The 22,193-nt window shown below is 38.3% G+C and carries 12 protein-coding genes; 2 read left to right on the top strand and 10 right to left on the bottom strand.

The window, feature by feature from the left end; translation table 11 throughout:
* Positions 1–196: 196 nt before the first annotated feature.
* Both HHU12_RS28900 and HHU12_RS28895 read left to right on the top strand, forming a co-directional pair.
* Positions 197–898, top strand: coding sequence for a hypothetical protein (locus HHU12_RS28900; protein ID WP_169660217.1), 702 nt, complete (start codon positions 197–199; stop codon positions 896–898).
* A 437-nt stretch (positions 899–1,335) separates the two neighbouring features.
* A complete protein-coding gene (locus HHU12_RS28895) occupies positions 1,336–2,058 on the top strand; it encodes a hypothetical protein (protein WP_169660216.1) in 723 nt (240 codons plus the stop codon).
* 326 nt (positions 2,059–2,384) lie between these two features.
* On the opposite strand, the gene HHU12_RS28890 is transcribed toward HHU12_RS28895, so the two are convergent.
* From HHU12_RS28890 to HHU12_RS28845, 10 genes are all read right to left on the bottom strand, one after another.
* Positions 2,385–3,938: a sulfatase family protein gene (locus HHU12_RS28890; RefSeq protein ID WP_169660215.1), complete on the bottom strand. Its 1,554-nt coding sequence runs from the start codon at positions 3,936–3,938 to the stop codon at positions 2,385–2,387.
* A 194-nt stretch (positions 3,939–4,132) separates the two neighbouring features.
* Entirely contained in the window at positions 4,133–6,130 is a 1,998-nt protein-coding gene (locus HHU12_RS28885) for a sulfatase family protein (RefSeq protein WP_169660214.1), read from the bottom strand.
* Positions 6,130–8,055 carry a 7TM diverse intracellular signaling domain-containing protein gene (locus tag HHU12_RS28880; RefSeq protein ID WP_169660213.1) on the bottom strand — a complete coding sequence of 642 codons (1,926 nt, stop codon included), beginning with the start codon at positions 8,053–8,055 and terminating at the stop codon, positions 6,130–6,132. Before HHU12_RS28880 ends, HHU12_RS28885 begins: the two co-directional genes overlap by 1 nt.
* A gap of 204 nt (positions 8,056–8,259) precedes the next feature.
* A complete protein-coding gene (locus HHU12_RS28875) occupies positions 8,260–9,570 on the bottom strand; it encodes a hypothetical protein (protein WP_205960021.1) in 1,311 nt (436 codons plus the stop codon).
* A gap of 44 nt (positions 9,571–9,614) precedes the next feature.
* The gene (locus HHU12_RS28870; RefSeq protein ID WP_169660211.1) at positions 9,615–11,237 is read right to left on the bottom strand and encodes a RagB/SusD family nutrient uptake outer membrane protein; all 1,623 of its coding nucleotides are present in this window, start codon (positions 11,235–11,237) and stop codon (positions 9,615–9,617) included.
* Positions 11,238–11,248: 11 nt separating this feature from the next.
* Positions 11,249–14,371 (bottom strand): SusC/RagA family TonB-linked outer membrane protein, encoded by a 3,123-nt coding sequence (locus HHU12_RS28865; protein WP_169660210.1) that lies wholly within the window; start codon positions 14,369–14,371, stop codon positions 11,249–11,251.
* A gap of 11 nt (positions 14,372–14,382) precedes the next feature.
* Positions 14,383–15,741 carry a hypothetical protein gene (locus HHU12_RS28860; RefSeq protein ID WP_169660209.1) on the bottom strand — a complete coding sequence of 453 codons (1,359 nt, stop codon included), beginning with the start codon at positions 15,739–15,741 and terminating at the stop codon, positions 14,383–14,385.
* A gap of 299 nt (positions 15,742–16,040) precedes the next feature.
* Positions 16,041–18,287: a beta-glucosidase BglX gene (gene bglX, locus HHU12_RS28855; protein ID WP_169660208.1), complete on the bottom strand. Its 2,247-nt coding sequence runs from the start codon at positions 18,285–18,287 to the stop codon at positions 16,041–16,043.
* Between the two features lie 10 nt (positions 18,288–18,297).
* Positions 18,298–19,914 (bottom strand): glucoamylase family protein, encoded by a 1,617-nt coding sequence (locus tag HHU12_RS28850; protein ID WP_169660207.1) that lies wholly within the window; start codon positions 19,912–19,914, stop codon positions 18,298–18,300.
* Positions 19,915–19,941: 27 nt separating this feature from the next.
* On the bottom strand, positions 19,942–21,561 hold the full coding sequence (locus HHU12_RS28845) for a sulfatase family protein (RefSeq protein WP_169660206.1): 1,620 nt from the start codon (positions 21,559–21,561) through the stop codon (positions 19,942–19,944).
* Between the last annotated feature and the right edge of the window lie 632 nt (positions 21,562–22,193).

Here is a 22,193-nt window from a genome sequence, read left to right as displayed (position 1 = left end):
TCTTCCCTCCGAGGGGCGAAACAGCTTTCTTTCAAGCTGTCGGGATAGTTTGCATGCAGGGCAAACAAAAATAAAGGTGATACAGAACATCACCTCTATCACTAATAAGTATTGTTTAAGTTTGTAACTTATAACAAATAATCAACTTTTCACTTTATATATAAAAATCTATTTCTACTCTGTAATACCTTATTAAATGGATATTAAAAATCAAATATTAGAATTTGCTAAAAAGTACTCTTTAAAGGAAAATGCTTTGGCTTCAATAGATAAAGCAATAGATGTCAGCATAGAATCAAATAATGAAGATGGTATAGATATCTTAGCCGGAAATAATAAAGATGAATTGATTTATGAATTTGGAAGATTTGGGTTCCATGTTGATGGAAATGGCAACAGTAAAATAATTACTAGGATTAAAATCTACTCTAAAAAACTTTACGGATCAAATATCGATGTTCCTGTTGGGTACTATGAGGAATGGACAGGTTTAGATGGAGAGCATTTAGACGAGTTTTTAAGTTTTAACTGGTCATCGAGAGGCTTATATGTTGATTACTACATCGAACGAATCAACAAGATTGTACCTCAGAAATATTTTAGAAGAAATGTACCAGAGTATGAATTTGTATCTTATATCAATCACCTAATATCCTTATTCCAAGGAAGACAATTCGATGTTGCAATCCTATTTATAAAAAGGTCTCTAGTTTATTTGGAAAAAGCTAGAAATAAGAAAATAGAAGAAGAGTATTTAAGGGTTTGTCTAGAACTTTTTGAAGGTGTTTATCATTTCGTGAAAAATGAAAACCTAGTTGAAACTGAAAAATTAGATAAATACAAGATATATGAAAGAATAAAAAGTCAACAACAAATAATAGCTAAAAATTGTCGATAATGCCTCCACAATTACAATTCATAGTGGTTCGTAAGCCACAACACAAAATAAATGAATAAAAAATATCAATAAACTTTCAAAACAAAAAAGCTTCATATCAAGAGCTTGAAAAAATGATTGAGGATGCTATGGATTCTCCACTGTTCGTCGTGTCAAGCCGACAGGCGTCACTGCGAACTTGAGTATTGTTTAAGTTTGTAACTTATAACAATTCTTTTAAAATCTACCTCTCTTGTACTCTTTCAAAAGCTTATTGTTTTGTAATACATTAAAATGTAAATTCGAGCCATCTTTCAACAATCATATAGCAAACTTCAGTGGTGTTGGGATATTAAAGAATATAAAGCTTTATAGCTGCATTTTTAAATAATAGACTAGCGACCAAAACACAGTATACAAACATTGATAATTTATACAACAAATTAATATTCACAAAAATGAAAACTATACATAGCTTATTAATTATTACTGCTATAATTTTCCTCAGTTCTTGTAATCCTAAAATTTCGACAACCGTTCACAGGTCATATCCTCCTTTAGATTACAAACAAGAAATTGTTGTTATGGGATTAAACCAACCTGAACCAAGTGATTCAGAAATTTTGGGTCAGATAAAAATCGGTGATACTGGTTTTACTACAAATTGTAGCTACAACACCGTTATCGAGAAGGCTAAAATTGAAGCACGAAAAGCAGGCGGAAATGCTATTAAGATTATTGATTATATAATGCCTTCTCCATTTGGCAGCAGTTGTCATAGAATTACAGCTAATATTTTAAAAGTTGAAAATATTGATAACTATTCACCTGTAAAGAAAAATGAAGAAGTATTAGATGTTGATTATGCAATACTGAATGTTTACAGATACAATGGTATGGGTACAATGATTGGTTATGATTTATACCTTGGAGATTCAGTAATTTGTCGAGTAAAGAATAATTATAAAACGACAATTCACATTAAAAAAGAAGGGCTAAATACAATATGGGCAAAAACTGAAAAGAAATCAGAAGTACCAATTAACATTGAAATGGGAAGAACCTATTATTTAAAGTGTAGTATTTCAATGGGTATTGTTGCTGGTCGACCAAATTTAGAACTGATGGACAGTAAAACAGGAAAAATGGAGTTTGAATCTTTTAGAGCTAAACATCAATGAGAAAATTATTAATCATTGCATTATTATCTTCGCTTTTAACTTCCCCCTGTTCGTCGTGTCAAGCCGAGAGGCGTCACTGCGAACTTGAGTATTGCTTAAGTTTATAACTTATAATAAAAACAGATGGAGACAAAAAAATAAAGGTGATGCAGAACATCACCTCTATTGTACACTACGATTGATTTACTAAGATAAATTACTTTACTTAACTACCTTTTCATCTATAGAAGTGCATTTTACTATTGAAACCCCTACCGAAATTTTTAAAAAATCGATTTTTTTTCACAATCATCGAAATTGATAGTGTGAGGGCTGTTTTTTAGGCATTAATGTGCCTGTTTTTTCTTGTTTTTCTTCTTACCTGTTTCACCAGCTTCTGCTCTTGCTTTTCTTTTTTCCGCTCTGCGGATGCGATTCAACTCGTTTACGTACTCCTGATGTTTCTCTGTAGCAGAGATCAAATATTGTTCATCTGCCTTGTGGTTGTATAAGTCCAACATAGGGTCATCTGTTTTTTCCATATACTCTAACATCGCTTTCTCAAACTCTGCTTGTTTCTTGGCATATTTTGATGAACCCGCTACATTGTTCAAACCATTAGGGTCAGTTCTTAAATCATAGAATTCGGTCACGGTTCTGAAAAGGCAGAAATCTACACGTTCTTTCATTTCAGGATTTGTTTCCGCTTCCGTTTTCATGGCTGTAAATGTTTTCCCATTGATCGATGATGTTTTGTACTGTCTGCCACCCACTGCCCACGGTGAGAAGATGTACAAGAAATCGTGTGTTTGTACGGCACGCATTGGGAAAGCCTTGCTTCCTGATGTTTCGTTGTAATGCGTGTAGATCATATCTCTTTCCTTTTGTTTCTTTCCTTTTAAGATCGGTAAGAAACTTCTTCCATCTAATGTAGCTGGTACCTCCAGGCCTGTCGCTTCTAAAAGTGTTGGCATTAAGTCGACCATAGAAACCATGTCTTTTTCGTTCACTTGCCCTGCCGAAATATGGTTCGGCCACTTGACCATAAATGGCGTTCTTGTGGATTGTAAATACACGTTAGACTTGGCGAATGGGAAGGCCATACCGTTATCAGATAAGAAAATAATGATGGTATTTTCCGCTAAACCTGCTTCTGACAGTGCTTCTAATAATGCACCTACCGTATCGTCACATCTTTTTACTGAACTGAAGTAGTTCGCTAATTCTTGTCTTACCTCTGGCATGTCGGTTAAGAAACCTGGCACTTCCACTTCTTCCGGTTTGTAGATTCTTGATGGTCTTTGTCTGCCGTTTCTTTCATAGTTTGGACTGTCTACGAAAAATGGACGGTGTGGATCGTGAGAGTTGGCCATCATAAAGAAAGGCCTGTTTTCTGATTTCGCTTGCTCCAAGAATTTCTTGAAGTGCGATTTGTATAGTTTTGGTGATCGGCCTGATCCTAAATCTTTTGAATCGAAAGCGTATTCCCACACGTATTTATCTACTTTTTTCGGTGTAGAGTGCTTTACTTTTCCGAGGATACCTGTTTTATAGTTCTTCTGTTTTTTCAATTCCTCTGCCAATGTAGGCACTTCCGGTTTTGATGGGAAAAAGCCTGTCATACCACTGTTGTTCGGGTAACAGCCCGTTCCGATTACACCTCTTGATGGCATACAAACGGCTACTGTAACGTGAGCATTTGTAAATCGAATACCTTGTGAGGCAAGTTTGTCAATGTTTGGTGTGATGTCTTCTACTTTACTTCCGTTGGCACCGATGGAGTTAAAATCCATGTCATCAGCAGTGATTAATAGGATGTTTGGTGTGGTACTTTGTGCGAATAATGCGCTGGAAAAAATGCTTACTAATAAGTAAAAACTAAAATTGATGATGCTTTTCATGATATTATTATTGAATGTCTTTTTATTCTTTTTTTATGTCGCAAGTGTTAAGCCGTTAGGCGTCACTTGTGATTCTATATTGGTGAAGTCTCCTGACTTCGAAATGTATTTGGTCTGTGGTTCGAAGTCGGGAGACTTCGCCAATGTTCAGTTCCAAGTGACGCTCTCGCTTAACACTTGAAACAGAAATACTTTCAGAGTTTATGATCCGATCGAGCTTTCACTTTGATCTCTCGTAATGGAATGCCTTTCTCTATCTGAACATAATGATTGACTGTTGTTGCAATCACTATCCCTTTATGCCTTACTTCATAGGCGTCTACATTTGGGATGGATTTCCATGTCAGTATTTTTTTGTTTTTGTCTTTGATACTGGTGAAAAGTTGGATTTGCTCTACTTTTGAAGCATCATTGACAGTGATGGGTTGTGGGTTTTTATTCCACCATATATCGTCTACATAGATTTTTGAATTCTTTCCTTTGAAAACAATTTCCAATCCTTTCACCTTTCCTTTGAATTTGGAATAGTCAAAGACTAAATCCTGCCATTGTCCTGTTGTCGTATACGTTTGGACTTGATGATTGAATTCCGTTTCGTCTCCTAATTTCAAGTGTACTTCTACTTCTGTCGCTTTTTTAGCATAGATTTTCAAGTGGCAGTACCCTAATTCTTTGGGCGACATTGGTGCATGTGAAACACGGATTTTTGATGAAGGTTCCCCGTCTTCCAGTACTAACACATGTTCACTTTGATTCAACCCTTGTTTTTTGGGGTTTTTAATGACTTCGACTTGCTGGAACTGCTTACTTTCAAAACGCTCAGGGATGATTTCTTCAAAAGTAAACTGATTATGTACTTTGTATTTCCCCACTGCCGAAGGGTTCCAACCCCAAGCAACTTTGGAGTTGTTTTTATCCCATTGAGCATAAATTCCTTTGAGGTCTTTTACTTTGTCGGGATGTTGGTCATACAAATCTTCCTTTTCATAAGGGTCTTCACTGATATGATAGAGCCTTTCCTTTTTGGCTTTTTGATCATAGAATAGCTTCCAATCCCCTTGACGGACGCACCATTTGTTGGCATTCTTCCAAAACAATTGTTGATGGGGCTGATTTTTATTCGTGGTGACAAATGGAATTAAATTGACACCATCAATATGTTTTGGAAGAGGAATGCCCGCAAATGATAATAATGTTGGGTAGATGTCCATGCTTGATACCATAGGATCATACGTTTTTCCGCTCGGTAATTGAGCTGGAAAATGTATCAAGCAAGGCGTTTTGATTCCGCCTTCATACAATGTTCCCTTTTCACCATTCAATGGTAAATTCAAAGAATAATTGTCTCCCGGCTTCCCTCCATTATCAGAGATAAAAACGATTACTGTATTGTCGTAAATCTCTTTTTCTTTTAGTTTTTTGATGATTTTACCGATGTTCTGATCCATGACATACTGCATGGCCACCAGCTTTCTACGGTTAGGATCTTTGATGTGATCAAACTTTGCCAATACTTCCTGAGGAGCTTCCAATGGCGTATGAACGGCATTAGGGGCCCAGTACATAAAGAAGGGTTGTTTTTGATCATGTTCATCAATATAATCTATCGCCTTTTGACCAAATAAATCCGTCAGATAGGTCTTTGGTGTTTTGATAGGCTGATCATCTTCCATAAAAAACTGAGAGCATTCGTCCTCAAAATAATAGGAAGAAGCACCACCCAAAAAGCCATAATAATGGTCAAATCCTTTTTGAAGTGGTAAATAATTTCGATCCTCTTGTCCTCCCAAATGCCACTTTCCAATGGCTACAGTCGCATACCCCTTCTCCTGTAATTTTTCCGCGATAGTGGGGAATTGATCTGAAATCCCCGGCACCACTTCTGGAGAAGGACGGAAAGGTCCTGGATTGTCTTTAAAACCAAATCTCTGCTGATAGCTTCCCGTCAATAGCGCTGCGCGTGAAGGACCACAAACGGGAGCCGTGACGTAGCTATTTTTGAAGACTACGCCCTTTTCCGCTAGTTTATCAATGTTTTCTGTAGGAATATCTTTGCTTAAATGGTGATAACCCACATCTGCATACCCCAAATCATCGGCCACTATGATTAAAAAATTGGGGCGGTTTTGTGCTAGGGAAGTACTTCCTGTTAGCATCAAAAACCATAGTATTTTTATAAGTACCTCTTTCATTAGGCTTGCTTTTTATCTTCTATTTCAATCGTGTTATTTTCTTCTATTGTAAAATTCGGAATGAGTAATTTGTTCTCTTTCGCTTCCTTCACTTTGGTTTTGAATTTTGAAATCGTATTTCTCGACATGTCCAGCATCTCACTCAACTCAATATTGCGGTAGGCGTCAGGTTGGTATAAAGTGATGTAAGAAAGGTAAAAGGCTTTGGTCAGGTCAAACTTCACGCCATGGAAAACGGTATTACTTGTCACCGAGTCCACGTAACCGCATTTTGTACAACGCATCGTAAACGTCTGTCCTGTTTTGGAACCTGAACAATTGCCACATTGCTTGCATTTAAAACCATTGCTCCACTTTTGCTTTGCCAAATAACGCTTACATGCTGTAGCATCAGGGAAGAGGTCTTGGAACTCTGTAATCGTTACCACCGAGTTGACAAAACGCTTTTCAATGACTTTCTTGATTTCATCTTTCAAGTTGTAATTCGTGACATCGAGCTTATAATTGGTTTTGCCCAGCTTCTCCGCTCTTTGTGAAAGCTGTTGGTTCAATTCTTCCAACTGAATTTCTCTTTTCTGCAGTTCATCCGTTCTTTCCTTCACTTTTTGCTCCAATTCTTCATTGACTTTATTACTCAACTCAATGTTCTTTTTCTGCTCTTCGATCACCTGTTCGTGCATCAACTCCGTTATTCTTTGCTGATTCAATAGCTTACGCTGTGCTTGGTGTTCGCTTTCTTTCAAAAGACGTAACGTGTCATAAAGGGCGAAAGAGAAGGCAAGCATTTCGGCAATAACAGACATTCTGAATCCATAAAAAGTGAAGAAGTTATGAGGAATGATGCCGTACCATTTCAAATACCAGACGATACATCCTATCAAAAGGAAACTGATGCCTATGATATAATAAGGCGACATCGTTGATTTGCGATAGATACTCACCAAACCCACTAAAAGCACTGGCAATGTGATGCTCAATGAGAGCCTTCCTTCTGCCGGTACTTCGCCCATAATGGTCAATACAAGCACCAAAAACTGAATGCCGAAAAGGATATTGATGCCAATATGATAAGGTCGGGTCAAGAGTTTTTTATCGACTACTTCTCTGATAAAATTGGTCACAGTTACAGAGACTGCAAAGCTCAGAAAAGCATTGATAAAGGTATTGATACCCGGCGTTTTGGGCCATAAAAACTGGAAAGCCACACCGTCATTCGTCATACTGTACAAACACACCACTACAATATGCCCGATATAGGCGATGTATTTGAAATCTCGGATACTCGTCCAAAGCAAAAGTGAGTACACCGCCATAATGATAAAAGCACCATACTGTAAGCCAAACCATAGGTATTCTTTGGTAGAATACTGCACAAATCTATTGATGCTTCTGAAGTTCATATGAAGGTCTACCTTCTTGTTGCTATTGACCTTGACGTAAATCGGTTTTGAAAAATCAATATCATGAGTCAATGGAATCACAAAGTTTTTATGATCGTACATTCTCTTCTCATAAGGATGAGATGCCCCCATAATTTCCTTTTTCAGTGTACCGTCCAGTAATGGAAGGAAAACGAAGATCTCTTGAATTTTCTGGTCGTAGATTTCAATGATCCAATGCTTCGCACTGTTGTGATCAATATTGACTTTAAACTTCAACCAATAGTTGGCATCGTTGTCATAATCGGCTTTTGAATAATGATCCGTTACATCGAATTTCGGATTCCTGACCAATAGTTCCTCATAGGAGATCAAGCGTGTGCTGTCTTTCCAATAGGGAATACTTTCCAAGTTCAACAGTTGTTGTTGCATGGTGTCGTCGAGTCCAATCACCACTTCACTGGGGCGTACTTCCGCTGAAAGCATCAGCGGAGTCGCCAAAATAAAAGCGATGATTGTAATGATATTTCGATGTAACTTTTTCATTATTCTTTCATTTCTTCATTCATTGAAAAACTTCCAATATCGCAAGTGTTAAGCCGTTAGGCGTCACTTGTGATTCATCATTGGCAAAGTCTCCTGACTTCTAACCAACAAGTCAAAATTGTCTTTCGAAGTCGGGAGACTTCGCCAATGTCCAGTTCCAAGTGACGCTCTCGCTTAACACTTGAAACATAGTATTGTATTCATCTAATCAAAGAGTAAATACCTGCCGGAAACCTTCAATTGATCCAATCCCATATAACCACTGTTGCTCTCGCCCATATGTCTATAAAGGACTACTACTTTCAATTTTGTATCATTGATTTTCACACCTTCATCTGCAGTGTGATGAACGAAGAACCAGCCTTTTTCAGTTCTTTCATGCTCTGCTGTAGTGTACACCAATGACCAATTATCTATTCTTGAAGCCACATCATTATTGGCGATTGCTTCATTGTATTCTGTTTCACCCACTACTCTGATTTCAATTCTTTGATCTCCTGTAATATCCACTCCAGTATTAAAAATCACACCTGTTTCTGTGATAATCGATTGAAGATTTTCAGCGTCAAAAGAAGCGAGAGGAACCATGATGTGTTCTGATTGAGAGTTAGATTCTATCGTTCTTGCATAGCATCTTGTTATAAAGTTCTCTCTTCTATCTTGATTAGGGTGGTTATTTCTTTCACGGTTGATGTTCCACCACGTAGAAGCAGAAGTGATTTCCGGTCCTGAGATTTGTTTGAAGAACATGCCCTCAAATTCAAACTCACTTAATCCATCTGGCTTGTAATTGGAAGTCAACTCCATTTCAAATAATGGTCTTTCAACTGATGAAGCCACTTGTGTATGGAAATGTAGTGTAGGGTTTGCCTGAGATGCTCCAAATTCATTTTTTGCAGATAAAACCACTGTATAGCTTGTCTTGTCAACAGGTCCTGTAAAATACAAATAGCCACTTGTATGTAACAACAATTGTGTCCCCTCAGGAAGTGCGGGAGCAATGTCTATTTTCACATCTGATGTTTCGCATCTCTCTAGTTCAACAGCTACTTCCAACACAACCGAAGAAAGTGGTTGGCCTGTATTATCAATCAGAAGTTCGATATTATTGTCTTCTGTATCAACAATTACCTTCGGCCTCCAATCTTCCAAAAGTGTTCTGTAGGCTTGTGTAAATTCTGTGGTTCCCACTTCATTATTAAGGATCACATCAATCAAATATGCTCCCAACTTTGTAGAATCATGAGGAATGTATTGAATCACGCCCGTTTCATGATTGATGGTAAAAGGGTTGATACTGTCTTCCACCACGGTAGTGTCTGAAGGTTGAAGTAATGTCACTTTTGAAATATCATAACTCAACACTCCTTCTGCCATTGTCTCTGGTGCCACTCCTTCAAAGGCTACTGTGAATGGTTTTACTACATCATTTTGATGATATAATAAAGTTTGAGGAGCTTCGGGCGGTAAAGTGAGGTCTACGTTATGCTCTGTTAAACATGCGGTGAAACTCATTATTGCCATTATATTTAATAGTAATTTTTTCATGTCAATTCTGTTTACCAAAGGTTGTGCTGTTTAATATTCACGTTGATCTGCAATTCATCCGAAGGAATTGGGAACACCAAATGCTTCTCTTCCGCTCTTTCTCCTGGATTCACCAATTGTATTTCATGCGATTCTCTGAAATTCGGGTTTGCTCTGATGTTTTCACTTACCCCTCTCATGGTTTCCACTAGAATTCCCCAGCGTACCAAGTCAAATCTTCGGTGTCCTTCATAGCAAAGTTCTCTTCGGCGTTCCTCTTGAATCAGCTTCATAAAATCACCATCCACTTGCAACAATCCTTCTTCCAATGTCCCTGCCGATGCTCTATTTCTTACAGCCTCCACATCCAAATTGGATTGTTCATTGACGCCCCTTAAAATATACAATGCCTCTGCTCTCATCAGTAATACATCACTGTAGCGTAACAATGGGAAATTAATAGAGGTTTTATCCTTGTTGATCACTCCCATTTCTAAACTTTCAGCTGTACCATCTAATTCACCTTCATAATCTCTTCCTAAGTCCAGTCTTCTCCATTTTCCTGGGTACCATCTCAATTCATTATTCGTGAATTCAGGGTAATAAACATCCCCAATATTATTGAAACTAAAGTCGGCACAATTCCAGTTTCTTCTGGTGTCTGTTTCACTGTACAGTGCGTTGTGCATAGTTGGTGCAATGTAACTGTTGGCAGTGGCGAAAGGTTGACGACCGGAGGTAAAACTGATTTGCACACCATTGAAATTACCAATTCTTCCTCCTAAGTTTCTACTGTCTGAGATCGTGAAATCTACTTCCCACATCACTTCCACATCATTTCGAAGTCCCTTGATTTCATTTAAGAAAACCTCTTCATATTCTGTCAAAAGACCATGGTAACCATAGTTCACTACTGCGTTGGTATGTTCCACCACTTTATTCAAACAGTAATCAATCCCAAAGTCACCACCTTGAATTCTCGCCCCTGCCATGTTTAAAAATACTCTTGCCAAAATACCGTGTGCAATCTGTCTCGAAACTCTTCCGTACTCTTTAGGGCGTTCGTTCATCAATTCCAATGAAGCCTCAAGGTCCGCTACAATTTGATTGTAGATTTTTGTAGCTGGAGTATTAGGTAAGTTCAAGCTCTCCAAATTGCCATTGATGTCTGTGAAGTGATCCAAACGCAATGGAATATGCTCCCACATTCTGACCATATTAAAATAAAATAAGGCTCTTAATACCTTCGCTTCACCAAGCATCAAATCGTGGTCTGCTCTTCTAAGGTTAGGCACCGTATCGAGCTCAGACATGGTACCGATAAAATCATTGGCGATATTGATTGCTTTGTAGCCATTTTTCCAGATTCTTGCCAAGTCTGTGTCTGATTCGTTGTAAGACATTCGACTCAATTCTTTTCCGAAAGTAGCTCTTCTGTACAGCATCTCATCTGTTCCCACGTTTAGCCAAATCGAAAGATCTTCAGCATACTGTGTTTGCAGTTGTGCGTAAACACCTGACAAAGCCAATTTTACTTCTTTGTCGTTTTTATAAAAATTATCTCTAGTCAGCTCATCTTTGGGTTGTAAATCCAAATACGAACATGCACTCAGTGTAGTGATAATGATGAATAATATGTAATTAAATCTTTTCATTTCTCTGTCAGTTAGAAGGATACTTGAAGACCAAGGATAGCGGATTGTGAGGCTGGATAAGAAGAGTAATCAATACCTCTGTACATAGCTTGACTTCTTACAGACACCTCTGGATCATAGCCTGAGTAATTGGTAAATACCCATAAGTTATCCACTGATCCGTACACTCTGAATGATTTTATTTTCAGTTTCTTCAAAAACTGCTTATTCACTTTATAACCTAATGTGATGTTTTTGATTCTCAAGAAAGAAGCATCTTCCACAAAGAAATCACTCATCTGATGTCCTCCATAAACCTGCTGATAGGTATATTCTAATCCCGGTCCTGGCACTGCCCAAACACCACTTACAATAGGGTTGTCATAAGACCATCTATTGGCTACTTGCTCCAAATAGTTTCTACCTCTTTGGCTTCCTACCACGCCAAAATCAGCATTGTTGCCATTGAAAACGTCTTGTCCTACTGACCACGTTAATAAAATGCTCAAGTCCCAGTTTTTGTAAGTAAAAGTATTGGAGAAGCCACCATAATAATCCGGGTTTGGGTCACCGATGATTTCTTTGTCATTTTCATCAATGCGTCCATCTCCATTCAAATCACGGTATTTTGGATGCCCCGGTCTTACTTCTCCTGTTTGAGAGTAGAATTCCGGTACGCCTTCTTTCAACGTCAAACTTCCGTCAGCACTCTTGATAAAATCATCTACCTGATACATTCCATCATATCTGTAACCGTACATCTGCGTCATTGGCTGACCTACAAAAAGTCCATAATACAACTCTCCTGAGAACATTCCGCCTACATTCGGGTCATACAACCTGTAGTCTTCTCCGTAAGAAAGTTTTCTGATTTCACTTCTATTAAAAGAGATGTTGAAGTTAGTAGACCACTGGAAGTTTTTCGTTTTTACATTGACGGTATTTAAAGAGAATTCTAATCCTTGGTTGGATACCGCACCAATGTTTTGCTTCACATTATTGTACCCAGTTGAAGGGGCTACTCTACCATTGAACAAAAGATTATCAGTCAAGTTATAGTAGTATTCTACATCCAGTAAGATTCTATTTTTAACGAATCCCATATCTGTACCTACATTGAATTGCTGAGTGGTTTCCCATTTCAGGTCCGTGTTGGCCAATTGTTTTTGGTAGAAAGCAGCAGTGTATGAATTATTAAAATAATAGCCTGAAGCTACACCTACTGTCGGTAAGAAATCAAAATCACTAACTCTGTTATTACCCGTAGTACCAAAACCAACTTTGAATTTTAATTCATCAAAAACACCCAGATTCTTTACAAACTCTTCCTCTCCTGCTCTCCAAGCGGCAGAGGCTGACGGAAAAATACCGAAGCGATTTCCTTTTTTAAATCTTGATGAACCGTCTGCTCTTAGCGAAGCCGTCAGGATGTATTTATTTTTATACGAATAAGAGATTCTACCAAAACCCGACATCAAATTTTGCTGAGTGGCTGACGATCCTGGCATTTGAGCTACATTGGCAATTCCCATATTGTTCCACCCTAAATCATCCAAAGGAAATTGACTTGCTGATGATTGCTGATTGAAACGTTTTGTGCTTTGAAAAGATAAACCTGCGATGCTTTCTATATGATGCCCGTTCTTATTTAAGCTATACGACAACACATTTTCATTCAGGAAATTCTCTGTTTTTGATGCACTTAATGTACCGTTGATGCCTGCACCGCTTCTGTCGGCTTGATTGGTGCCTGTATTGAAAAATGTTCTGCCATTATTTACATTGACCTGATAGCCTACTTGTGTTCTGAATTTTAATCCTTTTGCCAAATTCAAGGTGAAATTGATATTGGTCTGCAAGGCATCTACTTCACTTTCACGGTCCGTATTATTCAGCGTTTGTGTTGGTGGATAAAACCCTGCACTTAGCTCATCTTCGTCTTCTAATTTGCCATTTTTAGGTAACATCGGTCTGAACATAATAGCCGATTTGATGGCTGAGACTTGTGCCGTAGAGGTTTTCATTCCGTTATGCTTGGAGTTGGCATAATTCAAATTCAAACTCATATCCACTAGCTTTCCAATACTTTGATCCAATTTCAAACGTCCATTTAAACGCTCAAAACTTGAGTTCAATAACGTACCCTGTTGGTTGACATAACCCAATGAAGTAAATACTTTTGTCTGATCAGAACCGCCTTTCAGTGATAAAGTATAGTTTTGGAAAGGGGCCTGACGGAAAATTTCTTTTTGCCAGTTTGTATAATCTTCGTCTGTGTAATTTGAAGCCTCTCCCCAAGGGTCTCCTCCTCCTATATCGTGCTGTACTTCCACGTACTCTTGAGGTCCCAAGGTTTTGATAATACGCTCTTCGGGCACTTGCGACATTCCCACTTTTGTATTAAAAGTAACGGTGGGTTTCCCTGATGTACCTTGTTTGGTCGTGATCAGAATTACACCGTTAGAAGCTCTCGATCCATAAATTGCCGTTGCGGAAGCATCTTTTAATACATCTACACGCTCAATATCCGAAGGGTCTAAACTAAATAAAGTGGGATCATCCAACGGAAATCCATCAATGACATATAATGGACTTGATGTACCCGTGATGGTATTCGTTCCTCTGATTTCAAAATTCATGGCCTGTCCCGGTCCGCCTTCACCAGAGTAAACCTGTACACCGGCCATACGTCCTTGCAACAGCTGATCAAAAGAAGCGGCTGGCATGGAAGCAATTTCGTCATCAATCACCACTGATTTAATGGAACCCGATACCTCTTTCGCATCTTGCTTACCATAACCAATGACTACCAATTCATCCAAAACTTCCACATCTGTTTTGAGGTGCACAACAATCTCTTTTCTTCCTTCAACGCTAATGCTTTTCGTTTGATAACCAATAAAAGAAACCGATAATGTAGCATTTTCTCTTACGCGGAGAGAATATTTTCCATTAAAATCAGAAGCTGTACCGTGTTTTGTGCCTTCCACCAAAATACTTGCTCCCGGAATAGGCAGATCATCTTCCTGATCCAACACCATACCTGTCACTCTTACAAACTTTGGTTTTTCTTCTGTTTCTTCTTGTGCTTGAACAGAGAGTGAGCATACCAAAGCCAATAAGATGAATATATATTTGTAAGTAACTTGTTTCATAATCCTCTTCATTATTTTGCTCTTACTTGAAGTTCGTGTACATAAAACCTTCTTGTTAATGCTCCGATTTCTGGGTTTAAGAAATCAGCAATGAGCGCCACTTGAATCTGCTTGCCCAAGTATTTTTCTGGAATTTGAACCTCTAAAGATCCATTCAGTTTTAAGTCTATTTCTTTGATGATCCCATCCGATGGGAATTGAATAAAGCGGTCCGAAATATCATTTTCTAAAATCTCCCACTCCGCATCGGCAGGAAATTCCTCATCCAATTCCGTTGCATCAACCACCGCTACACTAATGTGCTGATTGGCATGTTCAGCTCCACCACTGTATCTCCAAAGTCCTGAAGTTTCGATATAAGCATCTTGCGTAAAATCACTCAAATCAATGGTTTCTGATGTAAGAAAACTTCTTGACTCTTCTCCATCTGACCAATAACCTGCAAAAACTCTATCTGTAATCACTCCATTTTCTTGCTGATAAGGGAAGGTCTGCCCCGACCATGCTCTTCTCCATGTTTCTCCTACAAACTTTGAGTTATTGACTGAATCATTCAATACAGTGGTGTATTCTTCTCCTAAAAGCGTTTTGGTCACTGTACCAAAATAATTCGTTGACTTTAGGTTTTGTAATCCATAATCTTCACTATCAGCTTGGATTGCGATGCCATGAAATAGCAATTGACCAATATTCGCTCCTAATACTTCAATGTCCATGATGCTCTCTTGCACTTGTTCGCCTTGTGCATTTTCTACGGCAACATCTAACTTAAATTCCTTGAACTCATCATCACCAATAGTGTATTCTTTGGCTAAATGAATGCTTCCTGTTGTGGCGTCAATCATGAAAACATCCGTGTGATTATTCAATTTGTAAGTATATGGACCTCCACCTTTTACATTGGGCAATGCTGTTGAAAATTCCATATTATTACCGTAAGTGGAGTATAAATTCGGAAGGTAATATAATCCGCTAGGCTCCACTTGATGTGCTTCAAATGATAATACATTTTGGAAATTCACTTCTGTAATAGCATTTGCAACTGCGATATCAAATGTATAATCACCAGGCAGTAAGTCGTTGTATTCTAAGAATGAGATCACCCCATTATAAGGGTCAATAGAGAAATTTTTGGTCACTTCTACCGCTTCTCCTGAAGCATTGACCACATTTGTAATCTTAAATTCCGCTTCTCCTCCTCCTGTAAATACGGAAGGCTGATAGGTGGTATAAAAATCACCACATTTGTAGTCCGCCACCCCTGCATACCTTAGGTCTTTGGGCTGACCGACGTACAGGTCCTCTTTCTCTTGGGTACAAGAGCAAAGGATCCATAAGGATAGAAAAATTATAAAGTAGTTTCTTTTCATTTCAGTAAATAGATTGTGTAACGTTTTAATTAGAAGTTATTGCTTGATGTTTTTGGTTGTATCAAACAGGTTTTATGTAGTTGTGTAATTTCGTGTTGTAAATGTGTTTTGTGGAGATTTTGTGGCCCCATATAATCGAGTCTGTGTTTTGTGTACCATAGTTAAAACTATGGGCAGGTGATACCTCAACCTAATCAAGACTGAAGTCTTAAAGGTTATAAATGGAAACAACACTTCAGTGTTATTGGAATCCATATCACCTGCCCATAACTTCAGTTATGGTACCCGCAAGCAATACTTTATTTTGATTTGACCGGATTACCTTTTCCTACTTCAAATCCTTCTGTCAAAGTAAATGAAGCCATTTTCACATGATCAGAACTTGTGCCGATATAGACATTGAAATCTCCAGCTTCCACCCCTTCGCTCATATCCCAACGGAAGTAGGTCAAGTCTTCTTTTTTGATGTTGAAAGTGACTGTTTTAGTCTCTCCTTGCTTCAAGAAAATCTTCTCAAAACCCTTCAGTTCTTTCAATGGTCTTGTCGATCTTCCTACCACATCTTGTACATATAACTGCACCACTTCCTCTCCGTCATAGTCTCCAACATTTTTCACTTCAACAGAAGCAGTGATTTCATTATCTGTTGATTTTGAAGACATTTTGATTTCAGAATACTCGAACTTTGTGTAACTCAAACCGTATCCAAAAGCATAAAGTGGAGTGTTGGGTACGTCCAAGTAAGTAGATTTATAACCTGAAGGTTTTTCTGGATTGAAAGGTCTACCAGTGTTTTTTACATTATAGAAAATTGGAATTTGACCTACGTTTCTTGGAAAAGTCATTGGCAGTTTTCCAGAAGGGTTGTAACCACCGAAAATCACATCTGCAATAGCCGGTCCTGCCATTGTGCCCAAGTGCCACGTTTCTAGTAATGCATCCGCTAGTTCGTCTTCTCTTTCTAAAGTCAGCGGTCTACCGTTCATCAAAACGACTACAATAGGTTTTCCAGCTTGTTTTAAATGTGCTAACAAGTCCGTCTGTACACCCGGCACTGAAATATCAGATCTACTTTTCGCCTCACCAGAAATCACTCTTGACTCACCAATTGCCAATACAATTACATCTGCTTTTTTTGCGACTTCCAATGCTTCCTCAAACCCTGATTTATCTTCACCGCTTAACTTACAACCTTTTGCATAAAGCAACTCTGCTTTGCCAGCTGTCGCGTGTTTCATGCCTTCAAAAAGTGATTGAGCATTCTTAGGAGAACCTTTTGCTTTCCATCCACCCAAAACATCTTTTCTACTTTTGGCCAATGGACCAATCAAAGCTATTTTTTTCGTATTACTTAATGTTATCGGAAGGGTCTGATTTTCATTTTTCAATAAAACGATAGAACGTTGTGCTGCTAATCTTGCTTTGTGCTTAAAATCTGCTGAAAGCGTTACTTTTTCCTCTCTTTCTGCATTACAGTATTTGTAAGGATCATCAAATAAGCCCAATTTGAACTTCACCGTTAAGATTCTTCTTACCGCTTCGTCAATCGTTTCTTCTGATACTTTATGCTCCTTGACTGCTTTCACCAAAGTATTTAAGAAAACTGCACCTTCCATATCCATATCAATACCTGCATTGACTGCCAACTCGCCTGCCGATTGTAAATTATCAGCGATGCCATGAGGAATTAATTCATTGATGGCTGTGTAATCCGTCACTACCATTCCTTTAAAGTCCCATTGATTTCTCAAAATTTCTTTGAATAAATAAGGATTGGCAGTACTTGGAGTTCCATTGATTTCATTGAATGACGTCATAAATGTTTCTACACCTGCGTCCACACACGCTTTGAAAGGCGGTAAGTAAACATCATGTAACGTCTGCATCGACATATCAACCGTATGATAATCACGACCACCTTGTGCCGCTCCGTAGGCCAAGAAGTGCTTTGCACAAGCCAAAACCGTATTGGTAGCCGATAAGTCATCTCCTTGAAAACCTTCTACTCTTGCTTTAGCTACCACACTGTTGTAATACGTGTCTTCGCCAGCACCTTCCATCACTCTACCCCAACGTGGATCTCTACTCACGTCCACCATAGGAGCGAACGTCCAATGAATACCTGCCGCTGATGCTTCTTCTGCCGCTACTCTCGCCGCTCCTTTGATCATCTCCAAGTCAAATGAACTTGCTTCTGCCAACGGAATCGGGAAGATCGTTTTAAAGCCATGAATCACATCATAACCAAATAATAACGGAATCCCCAAACGTGTTTCTTCAACTGCCATCTGCTGTAATTCTCTTGTATACTCCGCAGAAACGGCATTAAACAAAGAACCTACATGTCCAGCCTTTACATCTTTCTCCACATTGTCTCTCAATGTCGGACCCGTTACATCGCTGGAAGAAGTAAACTGCGTCATTTGCCCTACTTTCTCTTCGAGGGTCATTTTCTTCAGTAATTTCTCCACTTGTTTCGAATAGTCTTGTGCACACATCACCTGACTAATCAATAAGCCTACTACTGTAATTAATAATTTTTTCATGCTATTACCATTAATAAAGTTGTACTGCTAGTTCGTTTGCTAGTTTACCGTCAATTTTCATCATAATTTTTCCCTTAGTGCCCGAAAGGAACTGTCCTTTATTGAAGACCAATTGATGCATTCCTTTTGATTTAGATTTAGAGGGAAATAAAGTAGTCACTACACCATTTATAGTTTCAAATTCAAAGCTCACTTTTCCTTTATTTTCTAAGAAATAATCCAGATGATAAGCTTTCAATTCAGGATGTCGAATTAATTGTACTCTTTGTGATATATTCTCTTTTACTGCTAGTGGAAATCCTGTTTTATGGTCTGGAGAATGAATCTCCATCTTTTCTTTTGCGACTTGTAATTCAGGAATCTTCTTTGATAATTCCCAAAACAAACCACTGCGGTAGTTTTCCATCATAATAACCGTTCTACCTTGATCCAAACCTAAGTAACGATCTGAATACCAATTATCTTTGATCGAATACGCATCTTTGAATCCATACTTGTCCCAAAGTCCTTCTTTATGATTTTCATAGAAGTTTCTCAATGCCATCATGGACTGATATGGCACATAAGGAAATACGCCTAAAGCACCCGACGGCGCAATCACACCTTTATCTTTTGAAGGACCCGCTCTGTTATTATAGCCTCCTGGAATTTGTGAAGCTGTCAATCCCCAATCTTCTTGAGAGTAACCGTATTCCTCCGGAGCAAACTTGAAGCAATACGTCCAATTGATCAATGAATGAGCGATACTTCTTGTCCAATAAAATGTGTATTGGTCTTGCATATCTCTAGGGTCCATGGTCACAAAAGGCGTCTGTGCCAAGTACAACGGTCCGCCTTTCGGCTTTCCTAAGTCCAATGTATAACCGAAGTATTTTCTACCATTGACAAAGTTCTTTCCGTTGACATACGCTTGGTACGAAGACTTTTTAATGGCATGCTTAGGATGACCTAAAGCAAGCGCATAACTTGTCATTGCCTCATTGTAGCCTTTCATCAACAGCTTCAAACCGTTGTTTTCTTCCTGATTATCAGAGTGATTCCACCATAAACCGTCTTGGTATTCATGTACAGTATAATCTACCGCTTCCCAAAGTTTTGTAATATTTTCTCTTAACTGCTTCTCCTTTGGTGTATTTTTATCAAAATAAGCTCTTGCTACCAAAAGGCCCATCATCATGTTGGAAGTCTCCTGAATATCAGCACCATCCTGACCAGCAAATTTGATTAGCTGTCCTGTTTCCCCATGAATCAAATGAGGAAATACTCCATGGTACCTAACGGCTTTATTTTCTAAGAAATCCGTCACTTTCAAAAGGTGATCCACCACTTCTTCTCTTGTCACCCAACCTCTGTGAGCCCCAACAATAATCGCTTGAATACCAAAGCCCGAAGCTCCAATACCAATATCATATCGTTTGTTTTTCAATGACCTTCTCGGTGTCAATCCCGATACAGGATGTGCCCATTCCCAAAAATAGCGGAAGGTAGCTTCATGTGTTTCATTAAAGATTCTTACGTCTTCTTCAAAACGTTTTTCTTCATCTGCCAGCTTCTTTTTCTTATCAGTGACAGGCTCACCAAAAGAAGTCAACAGTGTTATTAGTATAGCAAAATAGGATAAAAACATATAGATAGTGAATGTGATGTTATTGAATTATTTTGTTTTTGATTGTGCCTTCATTTTCTTCTCCTTCAACCTCCTCATTCTAGCCTCTTTTCGATAATCCGTATTCTTCCACGACTCATAAGGCGGTTCCTCAGCTTCTTTCATCAAACGAGCCAATTCTTCTCTCAATGACGCTATTTCGTCTTGATACTCAGGAGCATCAATCAGGTTATTCATTTCAGAAGGATCTTTCTTTAGATCATAAAATTCGTAAGTGTCGATATTATTATAGAAGTGGATCAATTTATATCTGTCCGTTCTCACGCCGTACTGTCTTTTTACCATATGGAAACCAGGGTATTCGTAATAGTGATAGTATACTGATTTTCTCCAATCCTTCGGTGTTTTCCCCTTCTCAGCCACTGTTTTCAACGATTTCCCCTGCATATCTTCAGGAATTGTAACGCCTGCATAGTCAAGGAAGGTTGGTCCGTAATCAATATTCTGTACCATTGCCTGAGCCGTATTTCCCGCCTTAATTGCTTTTGGATAACGCATCACTAATGGCGTTTTAAACGACTCCTCATACATAAATCGCTTATCGAACCAACCGTGTTCACCTAAGTAAAATCCTTGATCAGAAGTATACACTACAATGGTATTTTCCGTCAAACCTTGTTCATCTAAGTAGTCTAACACGCGACCGACATTCTCGTCGACCGCTTTCACAGTCGCACAATAGTCTTGTAAATATCTTTGGTATTTCCATAATGCCATCTCTTTTTCCGTCATTTGAGAAGCATTCATTTTATCATTTTTAGCACGGTAAGCCTTAAACCAAGCCTCTTTCTGTACATCGGTTAACCTATCGAATAGATGAGGCCAGATGTCTTTTCTCCACTCGTCTGATCCTACAGCCACTGACATTTTCAAGTCATGTCCTTCTTGAGCATCCTTATACACCACCATTTCCTGTTCTGATGCCGCTTGACGTCCTTCATAATCATCAAAGTAATTGTCTGGCACTGGAAACTCCACATTGTCAAATTCATTTGCATAACGAATCGGTGGCATCCAGTTTCTATGCGGTGCTTTATGGTGAATTAATAAAGCAAAGGGCTTATCTGCATCTTTCTGTTCCTTGATCCAATCTAAAGAATAATCCGTCACCAAATCCGTTGTATACCCTTCTACATAGGTCGTATCGCCATTTGAAATAAAATCAGGATTGTAGTACTCTCCTTGATCGTTTAAGATATTCCAGTGATCAAACCCCTTCGGCGTACTCTTTAAATGCCACTTTCCAATCACTCCTGTTGTATACCCCGCATCATGCAATAAGCTAATCCAAGTCTGTTGAGAAGAATCAAACTTATCTGTATTGGCTCTGAAACCATTCTTATGACTGTACTTTCCTGTCAACATTGTAGCTCTTGAAGGGCCACATAAAGAATTGGTTACAAAACTCTGATCGAATTTAATACCTTCATTAGCTATGCGATCAATGTTAGGAGTAGGGGAAATTTTTGAAACTTCATGTCCGTATGCACTCACCGCTTGTAATGCGTGGTCATCAGACATTATAAAAATAATATTAGGTCTGTCTGCTTTCTGTGCGAATATACTCGCCGAAAAGCCTGTTAATAGTAGGTATAATATGTACTTCATTTCAATTACGTCAGATTAAAAAAGTGCTCCAATAAACTAAACAGAATTAGATTTCTTTAAAGCGTCTCTGTGACAATTCAAATGTATAGGGTTAAAAAATAAATTTTTAAAAAAAACATGAAAAATGTGTAAATAACAAGCTTTTAAAGCCACTAAAAAACACACTTTTGCACAGATTGATAACATTAATAACAACTGTTTTACAGCTTGTTAACCAAAAGTAATATAATTCACGACAACATCAATAACAATGAATTGTGAAAAGCAAAATTTCATTAAAAACAATCCATTTTTTAACATATATCACCCTTTAACATTAATCACATGAAATTTAAGAGCTATTACTTTTGCTAATTTTAAGATATATGGACCACAGAGAAAAATTGCATTTTTATCTACTAATTATCATCCAACAGACCTTAATTAATCAAGAGTCTTCCTTTCTATTGGACTTTCCCCTTACTTATGAATAAAAAGTGATTGTTCAGTTATCAGCATTCAGTTGAAGTAACACTATGAAGTTTTTGATTTGAGTTGTGTTATTTGAATGCTAATAAGCCAATCAAGTAGGGTAAATATGGAATAAGTCTACGTCTATCCCATATTTATCCCTCTCACAGAACCGTGCGTAC

The sequence above is a fragment of the Flammeovirga aprica JL-4 genome (assembly GCF_012844305.1).
Classification (GTDB): Bacteria; Bacteroidota; Bacteroidia; order Cytophagales; family Flammeovirgaceae; genus Flammeovirga; species Flammeovirga aprica.
Note: the sequence above shows the minus strand (reverse complement) of the source record. Positions and strands in the feature narration are given on the sequence as shown.

Coding starts and splice junctions, on each gene's coding strand:
- HHU12_RS28900 (WP_169660217.1), top strand. CDS start 197: ATGGATATTAAAAATCAAATATTAGAATTTGCTAAAAAGTACTCTTTA.
- HHU12_RS28895 (WP_169660216.1), top strand. CDS start 1,336: ATGAAAACTATACATAGCTTATTAATTATTACTGCTATAATTTTCCTC.
- HHU12_RS28890 (WP_169660215.1), bottom strand. CDS start 3,938: ATGAAAAGCATCATCAATTTTAGTTTTTACTTATTAGTAAGCATTTTT.
- HHU12_RS28885 (WP_169660214.1), bottom strand. CDS start 6,130: ATGAAAGAGGTACTTATAAAAATACTATGGTTTTTGATGCTAACAGGA.
- HHU12_RS28880 (WP_169660213.1), bottom strand. CDS start 8,055: ATGAAAAAGTTACATCGAAATATCATTACAATCATCGCTTTTATTTTG.
- HHU12_RS28875 (WP_205960021.1), bottom strand. CDS start 9,570: ATGAGTTTCACCGCATGTTTAACAGAGCATAACGTAGACCTCACTTTA.
- HHU12_RS28870 (WP_169660211.1), bottom strand. CDS start 11,237: ATGAAAAGATTTAATTACATATTATTCATCATTATCACTACACTGAGT.
- HHU12_RS28865 (WP_169660210.1), bottom strand. CDS start 14,371: ATGAAACAAGTTACTTACAAATATATATTCATCTTATTGGCTTTGGTA.
- HHU12_RS28860 (WP_169660209.1), bottom strand. CDS start 15,741: ATGAAAAGAAACTACTTTATAATTTTTCTATCCTTATGGATCCTTTGC.
- bglX (WP_169660208.1), bottom strand. CDS start 18,287: ATGAAAAAATTATTAATTACAGTAGTAGGCTTATTGATTAGTCAGGTG.
- HHU12_RS28850 (WP_169660207.1), bottom strand. CDS start 19,914: ATGTTTTTATCCTATTTTGCTATACTAATAACACTGTTGACTTCTTTT.
- HHU12_RS28845 (WP_169660206.1), bottom strand. CDS start 21,561: ATGAAGTACATATTATACCTACTATTAACAGGCTTTTCGGCGAGTATA.